The organism is Halobacillus sp. Nhm2S1 (assembly GCF_019599545.1).
GTDB lineage: Bacteria > Bacillota > Bacilli > Bacillales > Halobacillaceae > Halobacillus.
This window is the reverse complement of sequence record NZ_JAIEZV010000002.1, coordinates 697821-712607: the sequence shown is the minus strand read 5'-3', so window position 1 is coordinate 712607 and position 14787 is coordinate 697821. Positions and strand designations below refer to the sequence as shown.

Genomic DNA, 14787 nt, shown 5'->3' with positions numbered 1-14787 from the left:
GTTTTTAGATGCTCTCGTAAAGGGAGCGCTTTTTTTGCTGAGAATGTTACCTAGGTAATGAAAAGGGGGGATCATTTTGAGTTTAATCTTTCACCACATCCAACAATTGTCAAGAAAGGTAAACCAATTCCTGAATGAAGGATTGCAGGATGAGGACATTTATATGTCTCACTGGGCGGTATTGTTTCAATTGCACAGCCATGGAGGATCAATGACACAGGCGGAACTCAAAGAGCGTTTGAATATTGAAGCACCACCATTATCGAGGGTCATAGCTAAACTTGAGTCTCTCGGGTATATCCATAAAAACAAGAGCACCGATCAGCGAACGAATGATATTACGATGACGAAAGCAGGAGAAGACCGTTATCCGGTATGGCAGCAGGCCATACAAAAAGCGGAAACGCGGTTATTGGAGCGTTTTGGAGCGCAGAGGGAAACCGTATTGGAAGAGCATGTGCGCACGCTCTCACGCTTGATTGAAGAAGAAAGGGGAAGAAGCTGATGGAAAGACAACCTCGTTTATGGACGGCTAGTTTTCTTAATGTATGTGCAAGCAATTTCCTCGTATTTTTAGTCTTTTATCTTCTGTTCGTCACCATGCCGATCTATACGATTGAATCCATCGGAGTGGCCGAGGGAGAAGCAGGATTAATTATCACGGTCTTCCTGCTTGCAGCCATCCTCATTCGTCCATTTTCGGGGCAGTGGGTGGAATCCTCTGGACGTAAGCCTGTGGTCGTGATTGCTTTAAGTATATTTTTAGGGAGTTCTTTTTTGTATCTATGGTTTGACTCCTTTTCAGCGCTTCTAGTCATTCGTTTCATCCAAGGCATCGGTTTTGGGATGGGGACGACAGCTTTAGGGGCTATTGCTGCTGATGTGGTTCCAGATCAGAGAAAAGGGGAGGGGCTCGGTTATTTTGCGATGTCGATGAACTTCGCGATGGTCATCGGTCCTTTCCTGGGACTTACTTTAATTCAAAATGCAGGCTTCACAGTGATGTTCTATGTTTGTGTTGCTCTTGCCGTTCTGGCGCTACTCACAGGGATTGTTATCCGCGTGGATCCTCTGGCTGCACCTGCAAAGAAAAGCATAGTACCTAGCATGCACAACCTTTTAGAAAAGCCTGTCATTCCCATCGCGTTAACAGGTGCCGTCATGGCGCTAGCCTATGCGGGAGTGTTATCTTTTGTTTCTGTCTATGCAAACCAGCTGGGCCTTGCGGAAGCGGCTAGCTACTTTTTCGTCGTCTATGCTTTAGTGCTGCTTGTCTCCCGTCCCTTTACAGGAAGATGGTTCGACCAATATGGAGAAAATGTCATCGTCATTCCATCCATTCTTATTTTTGGTGCAGGGATGCTGATTTTAAGTTTTGCTAACACGGCTTTTGTGCTGCTGTTAGCCGGCGGGTTGATTGGACTGGGGTGGGGCACGCTCGTCCCGAGTTTGCAGACTATCGCGTTGAAGAAAGTGCCAGAAAGAGCAGGTTCAGCTACAGCGACCTTCTTTACGATTTTTGATATTGGCATTGGAGTAGGCTCATATGTCGTTGGAGCGATTGCAACAGGGATCGGATTTTCTTCCCTTTATTTCAACAGTTCTTTTGTCGTCTTGGGAGCTGTCGTCCTTTATATGCTCCTGCACGGAAGGAAGGTTCGTTCGAACGCTGACCATAGAATTGAATATAGTAGATAAGAAGGAGGTCTTTTTCTCCTTCTTTTGTTAAAATTAATTGAAAACGCTTACAAAGTGAAGGGGGAAGACCGTTTTGAAAAACAAAGAGAAGCGGATAGAAACAGCGATGATTCATAATCATGAAAAAGCAGAGAAATATGACGGAAGCTTGACGACACCAATCTTTCAAACCTCTACCTTTTCTTTCTCTTCTGCGGCTGAAGGGGAGAGGAGATTTGCTGGAGAAGAGGAAGGCTTTATTTATACAAGACTCGGGAACCCGACGGTACGAACATTGGAAGACCGCATCGCTACTCTCGAGGGAGGAGAGCGGGGCCTTGCTTTTGCTTCAGGCATGGCTGCGGTATCAGCGGTATTAATAGCACTCACAAAAGCTGGTGACCATGTGTTATGCTCGAACGGTCTTTATGGCTGTACTTATGGTTTGCTGCAAATGTTTGAAGAAAAATATTCGATCACGCACGACTTCAGTTATATGGAAACAGAGGAAGACGTCAGGGCGAAAATCACTCCTGATACCCGATGCATTTTTATTGAGACCCCCATCAATCCCACGATGAAAATCATTGATCTAGCCATGGTGGCACGTGTTGCGAAAGAGCATGATATACCTGTGGTTGTCGACAATACTTTCTGTACCCCATATCTACAACGTCCATTGGATCTTGGGTGTGATATTGTTTTGCATAGTGCTACCAAATACATCGGTGGGCACGGAGATGTCATTGCCGGTCTTGTCGTGGGCAAAAAAGCGTTTATGGATGACTTGGCGATGTCGCAACAGAAAGATATCGGAGGTGTCCTTTCTCCATTTGATGCGTGGCTTTTACTTAGAGGCTTAAAGACTCTCCATGTCCGTATGGACCGCCACAGCATAAATGCTCATGATTTGGCCAAAAGGTTGGAAAACCACCCTGAAGTAAAACAAGTGTATTATCCAGGGATGGAAGGGAACGGGCAATTCCCTATTGTTCAAAAACAAATGAAAACAGGGGGAGGCGTGCTCGCTTTTGAAATCGAAGGGGGTAAAAAAGAGGCGCAGGAATTTATGGACCGGCTGAAACTGATTCAGATTGCCGTCAGCCTGGGGGATGCAGAAACTCTGATCCAACACCCCGCCACCATGACCCATGCCGTTGTCCCAGAAGAAAAGAGGCAGGAAATGGGTATTGGGGACACCCTCATACGCTTATCCGCCGGCCTCGAATCTGTTGAAGATCTTTGGGAAGATCTCGAGCAGGCTTTGAAGGACGTATAACTTCATACAAACAATCAAGAGCTCTATGGCTAAATCATAGAGCTCTTTTACTATTCACAAGAGAGTCTTCCATAATAGAAAGCTGATATGTGTTTATCCATCATCACATGGGGAAAAGTAATACCAGTGTGAAGAGAAATAACGCTTAAGCTTGTAGCTTAAAAAAAACATAGAAGGGACGATGGAGTTATGTTAAAAAAACTATTTGGTAACAACAAGAGTGTTGAGGAACAGATTATTGCTCCGGTAAATGGAAAAGTGGTTCCTTTAGATGATGTTGACGACCCTGTATTCAGCCAGCGAATGATGGGGGATGGCGTAGCCATTGAACCAACCGACGGAAAAGTAGTGAGCCCGGTATCCGGAGAAATCGTCCAGCTTTTCCCTACCAACCACGCTGTAGGAATTAAAACAAAGTCAGGTGTGGAAGTCCTTGTACACATCGGTCTTGAAACGGTTTCTATGGAAGGCGAAGGTTTTGAAGGGCATGTGACTACCGGAGACAAAGTAAATGCCGGCGACCATCTGATCACGTTTGACATGGACCTTGTAAAAGAAAAAGCGAAAAGTACGATCACGCCTGTAGTGATCACTAACTATGACGATGTCGTCGAAAACTTCGATCCATCTTATAGTGACGACGCCAATGCTGGCGAATCTACCATCGCGACACTGAAAACGAAATAATCAAATCCGCAAAGCCTGAGGTACCTCTAGTACTTCAGGCTTTTTCTACATATAAAACTTCACAGAATTTATCAGTGGGTGGCAGGTATTTATCAGTGACTTCAGGCCCTTTATCGGTGACTTTGGCACATTTATCAGTCACTTCAACGATTTTATCAGCATCAGCCATCCGTCCCGAGAGTAATTGGAGCTTTCATGGCGGAGGAGGATGGGATGTTTTATAATGGGGCAGGAAGGAAGACGGATAAGTTAGAAAAAGGAGGAGAAGATTTATGTCTAAACAGGACAAAGAGCTGCGTAAGAAAGTGGAGACAGAAATACAAGAACATAATCAAACTGTAGAAGCGGACACATATCGTCAGAATTACCATCATATGCCGCCTGTCGGGTTAATGAACGACCCCAATGGATTGATTCAATGGAAAGGTACCTATCACCTCTTTTATCAATGGATGCCTTTCGATACAGCTCATGGCACAAAATACTGGGGGCATTACACATCTGAAGATCTTGTGAATTGGAAGCATGAAGAGATTGCTCTGACTCCTTCTGATTGGTATGACAAGGACGGTGTTTATTCGGGCAGCGCGATTGTTCATAATGATCAACTGCACCTTTTCTATACCGGAAATATTGAAGGAGAGGATGGACCGGAGGCAGAATATCAATGTCTTGCTATGTCCCGGGATGGCCTGAACTTTGAGAAAAAAGGCGTCATTATCGAAACTCCCAATGGTTATTCGAGCCATTTTAGAGACCCTAAAGTATGGAAAAAGGGCGATCAATGGTACATGGTTGTCGGAGCTCAAACAGTAGACAAGCAGGGAAAGGCCGTCTTGTTCCGCTCCAATGATCTCTATACATGGGAGCACGTAGGTCCCATCGCTGGCGGTCATGAAGGGAAACTGGGAGAGTTCGGTTATATGTGGGAGTGTCCGGATCTATTCGAACTGGATGGTACAGACGTGCTTATGGTCTGTCCGCAGGGCCTTGAGGCTGTTGAAATGGATTATGCTAATACATATCAGAGTGGGTATTTTCTTGGGCAATGGGACGAAACTGCTGAAACATTCCACCATGAAGATTTTCGGGAGCTTGATCGAGGCTTCGAGTTCTATGCTCCTCAAACCACACGAGATGAAAAAGGGAGAAGGATACTATTTGGATGGATGGGGGTTCCGGATCAATATGAACAAGCGCATCCGACGGTTGAGCATGGATGGGTCCATTGCTTGACGATTCCGCGCGAATTGAAATGGAATGGTGAAAGACTTATTCAAACTCCCGTTCCTGAGCTTGCCCATATGCGTGGACCAGTATTGATGCATTCATCAATTACGATTGAAAATGACCAAAAAGCGGTAAGAGGAGTACAGGGGAGATCGATTGAGTTGAATATTGATTTTGAATCACTGGAAGACATGTTCGCTATCGAACTTTTCCAATACGCCTCTTTAAGTTACAAGGACCATGTTGTCACATTATCGAGGCCACATTTAGAAGATCGATCAAAAACAGAGTTCCGTCGGGTGAGATTGGAAAAGGGATTGAAGGATCTTCGTTTGTTTATCGATCAGTCGTCACTGGAAATTTTCATCAATGGTGGGGAAGAAGTATTTACTTCTAGAATTTATCCTCAAGCGGAAGAAGAACACATCCTCTTCACATCATTAGGATCCACCACTTTCTCTGTTGAAAAGTGGGACTTGAAAGGTTACGAGTATTCTTAATGGCACTCGAGGGTTACTTTCTGAATGCCTTATTAATGTGGTAAGATAATTTTATGCAAATTGGACGAAGGGGTCATGTCTATGAGTCAATCTTCAAAGAAAATGAAAGCGAATGAACGAAGAGAGTATATTCTCGCTTTATTAAAACAAAAAGGTGCTCCTGTTACAGGTAGTTCTCTTGCAGAGGAAATGAACGTGACCCGGCAAGTGATTGTCGGTGATGTTTCCCTGCTGAAAGCAAAGAATGAGCCCATCGTCGCTACAAGTCAAGGGTATATGTACATGATGGATGGAAAAGAGGAATTGCCTTATCAGCGTACGATTGTTTGCCAGCATCAAGGGGAAGAAACAGAACAAGAACTCAATATCCTGGTCGACCATGGTGTCCATGTCCAGGATGTCGTTGTCGAGCATCCGATTTATGGTGATTTAACAGCAAGACTGAGAATTTCGAATCGCCGGGATGTAAAGAAATTCATCGAGAAAGTAAACAGCACCAACGCCTCTTACTTACTTGAATTGACAGACGGCATCCATACCCATACCATAGCGGCGGACAGCCAGGAAGCCCTCGACGAGGCAGAAACGGCATTGGAAGAAGTAGGTATATTGATGACGAAATAGAAGTGAAATCTTGAAAAGAGATAGGCGTTCTGAAAGGAGTGCTTATCTCTTTTTACTATTGTTTACAATGAACAAATGCCAGGCATGTCTTAATCAATGAATGAACGGAATATGATATATTTAAATCATGATTTCTTGTTAGAAAAAGGAAGGTGGCCACGTTGAACATCCTGCCTATTTTTGTAAGTATTATTCTGACCTTGAACGTGCTTCTTGCTTTAGCCATCATCTTCCTTGAACGAAGAGATGCTAGTGCAACATGGGCCTGGTTGATGGTATTACTATTTATCCCTGTAGCAGGTTTCTTTCTTTATTTAATTTTCGGGCGCCGACTCAGCAATAAGGAAATATTCACCTGGGACAAAAAAAGTCGTCTTGGACTTCTTACAGCTGTACAGGAACAATTGACAGCCATCAAAAATAATGATTTGAAAGTCCAGCATAAAGATATCATTCCATATGAAGACTTGATCTATATGCACCTGAAAAACAATGATGCGCTATTGTCGCAGAATAACGAAGTTGAAATTTTCACAGATGGTCAAAAGAAGTTTCATGCACTTATTGAGGATCTTGAAAAAGCAGAAAATCATATTCACTTGCTTTATTATATTTTAAGAGACGATAACCTGGGCCATCGCCTTGCGGATGTGCTGAAAAGGAAAGCAAGGGAAGGGGTGGAAGTTAAGCTCTTGTATGATGACATGGGTTCGAGATTGTTGAAGCGTTCATACAAGAAGAGCTTAAAAGAAGCCGGCGTGCAAGTCGAGTCGTTTTTCCCTTCCTTCATCCCTAAAGTGAACATGAAAATCAACTACCGCAATCATAGAAAACTTGCAATTATCGACGGGGAAATAGGCTATATCGGCGGTTTCAACATCGGAGACGAATATTTGGGCTTTAATAAAAGGTTTGGATATTGGCGGGATACCCATTTGCGTGTGGAAGGAGAAGCGGTGAATAACATGCAGACACGCTTCATCCTGGATTGGAACCATGCTTCACGCAGGGATATTGTCTATGAACAGAGATATTACCAGGCCAAACCGAAAGGCGACGTCGGGATGCAGATTGTCTCTAGTGGTCCTGACTCGGAGTGGGAACAAATTAAGCATGGATACTTAAAGATGATTCTTTCAGCCAAAGAGTATGTGTACATTCAAACCCCATACTTTATACCAGATGACAGCTTGCTTGATGCGCTCCGCGTAGCGGTCCTGTCAGGCGTGGACGTGAGAATCATGATCCCCAACAAACCGGACCATCCATTCGTGTACTGGGCAACATTTTCAAACATTGGGGATATGTTAAAAGCAGGTGCCAGCATTTATGTGTATCAAAAAGGTTTCTTACATGCCAAAACCATTGTCGTTGATGGGAAAATTGCTTCCGTAGGTACAGCCAATATTGATGTGCGAAGCTTCCGGCTAAACTTTGAAGTAAACGCCTTTTTGTACCATCCAGAAGTCGCGCAATCATTAGCCGACCGTTTCCATGAGGACATTGTCGAGTCGACAGAGCTTACATTCAAGCTCTATCAATCCAGAACAAAATGGATCCGCTTCAAAGAAGCCATCTCAAGGCTATTATCACCAATCCTATAATTATTTTACTCTTCGAGATTGTAAGAGAACCAGTTTCGAGGCGTTTTCGGGGTTCGTTGCTTAGTTTAGCGCCAGGGGTGGTTGGGAAGCCACTCGCTTTCCTGTGGGGGAGCGCCGAGCTTCCTCGGGCTACGCCCTGCGGGATCTCGCCTATCTCCTTCTCCCACGGGAGTCTCGCAGCTTCCCTTCCACCCCTTTCTATGTAAGGGAGAAACGAACCCCTATAACTCAGAAAGAATGTTATCTACAGCTCCTGTGCTATAGGCAAAAAGCGTTCTATATCAAGTAGCTGAAATCTAATTACCTGTTCCATGTGCTCAAACAAACACCTCCATTTAAGTTGGAAGTAGGTTGTCTTAGAAGTGGTTTCGAGACACTGATATGGGAAAAGGGGCGGAGGGGAATGGCGAGACTCCTGCGGGAACAGAGTGCTTGGTGAGACCCCGCAAGGCGTTAGCCTGAGGAGGCTCACCAAGCTCCCGCGGAAAGCGAGCTATTCCACGGAGCCCCCATCCACTCAACAAAAGTCTCGAAACTGATCCTTACACAATCCTGCCATATTTAAATAAATTAAAAAGCCCTGCGCATCTTGCGCAGGGCTTTTTGAGAGAGGTTGTTTTGGTATTGGTTTTCCTTTGTAACACGAGAAAGGCTGAAGGGGATCCTTTAATCTAATAGCTATTTGGAGGGGGGATCGTTCGTATCTATTGGATGCGGAATCCCCATCAGCGTTTCTACTTTTCAATCTTTCTTCATCACGTATTCTTCATATCTGTTCAATTATTGAGAGGTTAGCGTGATTTGGACGGTGGTTGGTTTGCCGTCACGGTAAACTTCAAGCTCAGCTGTATCTCCGTCTTGTGCTTGGTTGTAGAGATACTGTCGCAAGCTGATGAGAGACTCGATTTCATTGCCGTCGATGGCGGTGATAACATCATACTTTTCGAGTCCTGCTTCATCAGCAGGGGAACCTTTTTCGACGCCTTGGACGAGGACGCCTTCAGTCACTTTTTCTGGCAACCCTAGTTCACGTTGTAACACAGGGTTAGGGATTTGGTTCAAGTCTTGCAGGGAAACTCCCATATAAGGACGCTCAACTTCGCCGTTTGTCTCTAAGTCTTCGATGACAGGTTTAGCAACGTCCATAGGGATTGAGAATCCAATTCCTTCAACTTCTGCTTTTGCGATTTTCATAGAGTTGATTCCGATGACTTCGCCTTGCAGATTGATGAGCGCACCGCCACTGTTACCTGGGTTGATGGCTGCATCGGTTTGAAGGACTTCGGTCTGCCAATCTGGCTGTTGGTCACCGTTAATATCGACTGGAATATTACGGTTCAATCCACTGACAATTCCTTTCGTCACGGATCCTGCGAACTCCATGCCCAACGGGTTACCGATGGCAATGGCTGTTTGCCCGACCTCTACGTCACTGGCTTTACCTAATTCAGCAACCTTTTGCACATGTTCGCTATCTATTTGTAAAACGGCCAGGTCTGTTAAAGGGTCACTACCTTTTAGTTCGGCTTTCACTTTTGTTCCATCACTCAGAATGACTTCAAGTTCGGAAGCATTTTCGATGACGTGATGGTTGGTGGCAACAAAAGCTTTTCCGCCTTCCTTCTTATAAATGACCCCGGAACCTGTACCGGCTTTTTTAGCCCCTTGTCCTGTATTCTGGACATTACTGATTCCGACAACCGCTTCGGAAGCTTCATTGACTGCTTGAGTCACTTCCTCCTGGTTTTTCCCGAGATTCAGTTCATTGGCTTGTGCTGTGGGCTTTTCTGTATTGATATCTATGGAAATGCCCTGCCACTGAAAAACGGTGGTGACTAGAAAAACAGCTGCAATGGCTCCTAAAACACTAAAAGCTAAACCGGAACGTTTGTATTGTTTCTTATCATTTCGCTTCTGCTCATCAAACATTAGAGAAACGACGCCCCTTTCAATAAAATTCGCTGTTGTTCTTTGGTGTTTCCCTCTGACAATTTTTATTCTACGACAGAGATATGGAATGACTTTGGTGTAAATGTGGAAAAAGTGTGGAATGTAGGAGTAATCCATTAAAATATGAGAGAATAAAGCAAAAGCAGACGTGGATAGAGGAGGATACCATCTATGAATCAGATGATTGGACTTGTAGAAGATGATCCGAATATTCGAGATATTGTAGAAGGTTATTTAAATAAAGAAGGGTATCAGGTTATAGCTGTTGATACGGCAGAGAAGGCCTGGGATATTTTTCAGGAACAGACCCCTGATCTTTGGGTGCTGGACATCATGCTTCCTGGGATGGATGGCTATGAGTTTTGTAAAAAAATACGTCAGACTTCAGAAGTTCCGATTATTATTATTTCAGCCAAAGATGAAGAGGTAGATAAAATCCTGGGTCTGGAACTGGGTGGAGACGACTATTTAACCAAACCTTTCAGCCCAAGAGAGTTAGTGGCAAGGGCGAAGCGCCACTTGAAGCGTTGGCAGGCCATGAAGCCCAGCGCAGATGATGATCAGGACACCATCGTAGCTGGTGAACTTGAATTGAAGGATGCGGAGAGACAAGCTTATTTCCAGGGGGAAGAGATCGAAGTGACAACAAAGGAATTTGAAATGCTTAAAATCTTAGCATCTCAAGAGAATCGCGCCTTTGCCCGTGAAGAACTGTTGATCAAAGTATGGGGAGAAGATTATTACGGAAGTGATCGTGCGGTCGACGACCTGATCAAGCGATTACGCAAAAAGATGAAAGACCTGCCGATTGAAACGGTTTGGGGACATGGATATCGATTGAAGGAGAAGCGTACATGAAGCTTTTGTATCAATTGAATGCCGCTTTTGCAACGTTAATCATTGTCATTATGTCTATCACTGCATTTTTTATCTACTCGCTGCTTATGGACATGCTTATTCAAGATGAACAGCGCCAATTGAAGGGGAGAGCAGATCTTCTTGTGGACATCATCAATGATCAAGATCCTGAGAGGAGTCCTGAACTCTCCCAACTATTGCAGGACCGAAATTACCCGATCGTCTTATTCGATCGTGAGAACGACGAGATTTTGTTTCGTACTATGCCTGCAGTGGTTGCATTTGCATGGGTAGAGCGTTATGAAGAGGAACTCATCGATCAGGAAGTTTGGGAAACGATGGGGGAAAAATACGTGGCTTATGATTTTCCTGTAAGTAAAGACGAGAATCAGGTTCTGGTCATGGCGACCCCCCTCAATGATTTACAGGCGGTCCAATCTGTTTTCGCCTCGCGTATGATCGTTGTTTTCCTCATTGGGTTATTGCTCGCGATCGTCCTTAGTTATGTATTGACATGGCGCCTTGTAACCCCTCTTACGAAGCTGAAAGAAGAAGTGAAAAAAATTGAGAAACGCCAGTTTTCCGATGTGAAAAAGGTACACGCTTCTGGTGAAATTGGTGAAGTGGAGCAAAGCCTCAGGCACATGGCTGCAGAACTCTCGAGGTACATACATTCCCAAAAACAGTTCTTTCAAAATGCTTCCCATGAGCTTAAAACCCCATTGATGTCCATTCAGGGGTACGCGGAGGGAATCAGGGATGGAGTATTTGAAGGAGAAGCGGCAGAAAAGGGCTTGAATGTCATGGTGAGCGAAACCGATCGTTTGAAAAAGATCGTCAATGAAATGATCCTGTTAGCAAAGCTCGACAGCAGCGAGGACGTGTATAACCCGGAAGGAACGGAGATATCTGATGTCATTAGTCAAGCGAGGGACCGGTTGTACCCACTTGCTAAGGAAAAAGGGATTGAACTAAGAACGGAAGACATTCATTCCTACTATACATTCGTTGACAGAGAAAGAGTGCTGCAGGCGATGATCAATATATTGAGCAATGCTGTCAGACATGCGGAGAGTACGGTAACGATGACAACGGAGATAGGGAAGGGCTCGTATAGAGTGAAAGTACTTGATGACGGACACGGCATCCCGGAAGAACTTCTGCCTCAACTTTTCGAACGTTTTATCAAAGGAAAAGAAGGGGAAACAGGGCTTGGGCTTGCCATATCCAGAGCGATTATTGAACGGAGTGGCGGGGAAATCCATGCCTACAACCGAAAAGACGCAACGGGTGCAGTTTTTGAAATTGTATTCCGTGAAAAAGAGTGAGAAATACCAAACATGGTATAATAGAAGGCAGAGAACGATTCCATATGGAAGTGAGGGAATACAGAATGGAAGCAAAACCTTGTATCGATTCATTAACAGTAAAAAGTTCACACGTTTTACCTCCGGATACCAATAGTCATGGTACGTTATTCGGGGGAAAGCTAATGGCACATATTGATGATGTAGCAGCGATTGCAGCTGTAAGACACGCCAGAAAGCCGGTCGTGACGGCGTCTACAGATTCCGTCGATTTTCTGCAGCCGGTTTTTGAAGGAGACACCATTTGTCTGGAAGCGTTCGTAACATGGACCCACAATACGTCCATGGAAGTGTTCGTCAAAGCAACAACTGAAAACCTGCTGACTGGTGAAAGAAAGGTTTGTACGACTGCTTTTCTATCCATGGTAGCCGTGGATGAGAAAAATGAACCTTCCCCTGTACCAGGGGTGTATCCTGAATCAGACGAAGAAAAGTGGCTGCATGAGAACGCTCAGAAACGCCATGAACATCGGAAAAACAGAAGAAAAGAATCCAAAGAGCTTGCTGAGAAGTTTGGTACCAGCCTTCCTTGGAAACGCGATTGCTAAAAAAGCTTGGCTGCCGTTATAGGTAGCCAAGCTTTTCTTTATTTGAGCCGAACGAGCTCAGGTTGACGCACTTCATCTTCAGCACGGGTCGTTGTACAAAGGGAATCCCAATCGTGGGCAGCCCCGTCTCTCATGGTAATGATACGGTCAGCAATGGCTCTCGAGTCTTCACGGTCGTGAGTGACGAAGATAGAGGTCGTACCTGTTTGTTTAATGATTTCTTTCAATTCACTTCTAATTTTGATTTGAAGGTCTGCATCCAAGTTACTGAACGGCTCATCCAAAAGAAGAAGGGAAGGTTCAGGTGCAAGAGAGCGAGCCAGAGCGATTCGCTGCTGCTGTCCGCCACTTAATTCATGAGGGTATCTCTTTGCATAGCTGCTCATGTTCACCAACTCAAGCACTTCGTGGACGCGGTTCTTTCTTTCTTTTCTTTTCCAATGCTTTAATCCGAATTGCACATTTTCATAAACCGTCATGTGGGGGAACAGGGCATAATCTTGAAAGACCATGCCAATCCCTCTTTTTTCGGGAAGGACAAAAGTCCGTTCATCAGTCATCGTCTCGCTGCCGATTTTTATGATTCCCTTGGAAGGTGTTTCAAGACCACACAAAAGGCGGAGCACGGTACTTTTTCCACTGCCACTTTCACCAAGAATGGAGATGATCTCTCCTTTTTCAATATCGAGGTTGAAATGGTGGATCGTCAAATTTTTTGCGTTTTTATAACCGAAACAGAGATCTTTGATTTGAACGTACATATCAATTCGACTCCTTTTCTAAAACTTGATGAAAAACAAAAACGGCAATGGCACTGATGACAACGATAATGATAGAGGCAAGAGCGGCCTCATGGATTTGTTCATCACTCGCATATTTAAAGGCATTCGTGGAAAGCGTTCCAAAATTAAAGGGCCTCAGGATCAAGGTGAGCGGCAATTCTTTAATGATTTCGATAAAAGCGAGCAGGAACCCACTGATCAGTGGTGCTTTGATCATTTTCAAATCGACTTTGAAAAAGGTACGTGTCATGTTCATGCCGAGCATTCTTGAAGCTTCCGTGTACTTATTTCCGATCTTATCAAAACCAGATTCGATGGAATTGTACCCAATCGCAAGGAAGCGGATGATGTAGGCAGAGATTAAGATGACCAGACTCGTACTCAGGAATAGACGACTTTCTAAACCAGTAGATTCATAAAAGCGTGAAAGCCCACTGTCTATACCGATAAACACGGTACTGATTCCGACCGCGATGACGGCCCCCGGAATGGAATATCCTAAGATCGTAACTTTTGCTGCGGACTTTGATAAGGCGCTTTGATGCATTCTGGAAAAGTTCGCGATAATCACAGCAAACAGGACAATCAGTAAGGCACCAACGAAAGAGACGAGCAGTGAATTCCATATGAGTGTCGTAAATTCAGGAGATGCGATTTTTTCAAAAGTTAACAACATCCAGTCGATGAGTTGCACGAATGGAATGAGAAATCCTAATAAGAAAATAAACAAACAGTATCCAAAAGCCCCCCATGCCTTCCAACCGATTAAACGGGTAGGGTGGAGGGGACGAGCTTTAGCCGTTGTCGATGCATATTTTTTACGGCCACGGAGAACTTTTTCTAAAGTAAGGATAGCAAATACAATAAACATGAGGGTCGCTGATAGTTTGATGGCTGAATTTAGATCATTCATTCCAAACCATGTTTGAAAAATCGCTGTACTGAACGTCGGTACACCGAAATATTGGACCACTCCATAGTCATTTAAAACTTCCAAGAGCACAAGACTCACGCCACCGACAATCGCTCCACGCGATATAGGGAGTACTACTCTGAAAAAAATATCTACCGGAGAGCGGCCGAGGAGCCTGGCATTTTCAATGAGTGATGCGGACTGGTTAGCTAGAAAAGCTCTTGTGATCGTGTACACATAGGGAAAGAGAAAGAGCGTGAATATAAAGACGGCCCCCGGCAGGTTGAGAATATTGAAATAGACTTGATCCACCTTAATGTCCCAGTTGTTTCTTAATGTCGTTTGAATGACGCCTGTATAATTCAAGATTCCATTGTATGTGTACCCCGCAATATAGGGCGGGATGGCCAGTGGCAGAATCAGCCCCCATTTGAAGAACTTCTTCATAGGAAACTCATAGGCTGACACGATCCATGCTAAACTCGTACCGATGATGATGGTTAGAATACCTGTAAAGACTATAAGCAAACCGGTATTTTTTAATAAATCCGGCAAGATGTATTCCTGGATGTGATTCCAGTTTTCAGCCTTTTGTGTAAAGAAGTTGAAGAGGATCGTCATGTTGGGAATGAGAATCAGAATGACAATCGCCAGGCTGAGGATCGACCAAATATTCATATACCCAGGAAGCTTACGTAACAAATTCAAGCGTGACACGTCCTTTATCCTACCAATCGCTCAGCCTTGAATGAAAAAAGCCGGAAAACT

Annotated in this window: 14 protein-coding genes; 10 read left to right on the top strand and 4 right to left on the bottom strand. The window is 44.4% G+C overall.

Features of this window, described 5'->3' with window-relative positions:
* Positions 1–76: 76 nt before the first annotated feature.
* The 4 genes from K2225_RS09855 to K2225_RS09840 all read left to right on the top strand — a co-directional run bounded on the left by K2225_RS09855 (position 77) and on the right by K2225_RS09840 (position 3643).
* Complete coding sequence (locus K2225_RS09855; protein WP_220584568.1) at positions 77–505, top strand: MarR family winged helix-turn-helix transcriptional regulator; 429 nt, start codon at positions 77–79, stop codon at positions 503–505.
* Entirely contained in the window at positions 505–1698 is a 1194-nt protein-coding gene (locus K2225_RS09850; RefSeq protein ID WP_220584567.1) for an MFS transporter, read from the top strand. Before K2225_RS09855 ends, K2225_RS09850 begins: the two co-directional genes overlap by 1 nt.
* Before the next feature lie 73 nt (positions 1699–1771).
* Complete coding sequence (megL, locus tag K2225_RS09845) at positions 1772–2956, top strand: methionine gamma-lyase (RefSeq protein ID WP_220584566.1); 1185 nt, start codon at positions 1772–1774, stop codon at positions 2954–2956.
* 189 nt (positions 2957–3145) lie between these two features.
* Positions 3146–3643, top strand: coding sequence for a PTS sugar transporter subunit IIA (locus K2225_RS09840; protein WP_146815125.1), 498 nt, complete (start codon positions 3146–3148; stop codon positions 3641–3643).
* Positions 3644–3677: 34 nt separating this feature from the next.
* Here K2225_RS09840 and K2225_RS20050 read toward each other — a convergent pair whose 3' ends face one another.
* Positions 3678–3812, bottom strand: coding sequence for a hypothetical protein (locus K2225_RS20050; RefSeq protein ID WP_255574373.1), 135 nt, complete (start codon positions 3810–3812; stop codon positions 3678–3680).
* 103 nt (positions 3813–3915) lie between these two features.
* Here K2225_RS20050 and K2225_RS09835 point away from each other — a divergent pair, with 103 nt between their 5' ends.
* The 3 genes from K2225_RS09835 to cls all read left to right on the top strand — a co-directional run bounded on the left by K2225_RS09835 (position 3916) and on the right by cls (position 7601).
* Positions 3916–5373, top strand: coding sequence for a glycoside hydrolase family 32 protein (locus K2225_RS09835; RefSeq protein ID WP_220584565.1), 1458 nt, complete (start codon positions 3916–3918; stop codon positions 5371–5373).
* Between the two features lie 81 nt (positions 5374–5454).
* Positions 5455–5997, top strand: a complete 543-nt coding sequence (locus K2225_RS09830) for a transcription repressor NadR (RefSeq protein ID WP_220584564.1) — start codon at positions 5455–5457, stop codon at positions 5995–5997.
* A 161-nt stretch (positions 5998–6158) separates the two neighbouring features.
* Positions 6159–7601: a cardiolipin synthase gene (gene cls, locus K2225_RS09825; RefSeq protein WP_146815130.1), complete on the top strand. Its 1443-nt coding sequence runs from the start codon at positions 6159–6161 to the stop codon at positions 7599–7601.
* Positions 7602–8381: 780 nt separating this feature from the next.
* Here the strand turns inward: cls and K2225_RS09820 are convergent.
* Entirely contained in the window at positions 8382–9530 is a 1149-nt protein-coding gene (locus K2225_RS09820) for a S1C family serine protease (RefSeq protein WP_220584563.1), read from the bottom strand.
* A 192-nt stretch (positions 9531–9722) separates the two neighbouring features.
* On the opposite strand from K2225_RS09820, the gene K2225_RS09815 reads away from it, so the two are divergent.
* From K2225_RS09815 to K2225_RS09805, 3 genes are all read left to right on the top strand, one after another.
* Positions 9723–10409: a response regulator transcription factor gene (locus tag K2225_RS09815; protein WP_220584562.1), complete on the top strand. Its 687-nt coding sequence runs from the start codon at positions 9723–9725 to the stop codon at positions 10407–10409.
* Entirely contained in the window at positions 10406–11737 is a 1332-nt protein-coding gene (locus K2225_RS09810; RefSeq protein ID WP_146815136.1) for a sensor histidine kinase, read from the top strand. The genes K2225_RS09815 and K2225_RS09810 overlap by 4 nt, the downstream gene beginning before the upstream one ends.
* 65 nt (positions 11738–11802) lie before the next feature.
* On the top strand, positions 11803–12324 hold the full coding sequence (locus tag K2225_RS09805) for an acyl-CoA thioesterase (RefSeq protein WP_089653695.1): 522 nt from the start codon (positions 11803–11805) through the stop codon (positions 12322–12324).
* A gap of 38 nt (positions 12325–12362) precedes the next feature.
* Here the strand turns inward: K2225_RS09805 and K2225_RS09800 are convergent, their stop codons facing one another.
* Positions 12363–13085, bottom strand: coding sequence for an ABC transporter ATP-binding protein (locus K2225_RS09800; RefSeq protein ID WP_220584561.1), 723 nt, complete (start codon positions 13083–13085; stop codon positions 12363–12365).
* 1 nt (position 13086) lies between these two features.
* Positions 13087–14697, bottom strand: coding sequence for an ABC transporter permease (locus K2225_RS09795; RefSeq protein WP_220584916.1), 1611 nt, complete (start codon positions 14695–14697; stop codon positions 13087–13089).
* Positions 14698–14787 lie beyond the last annotated feature (90 nt).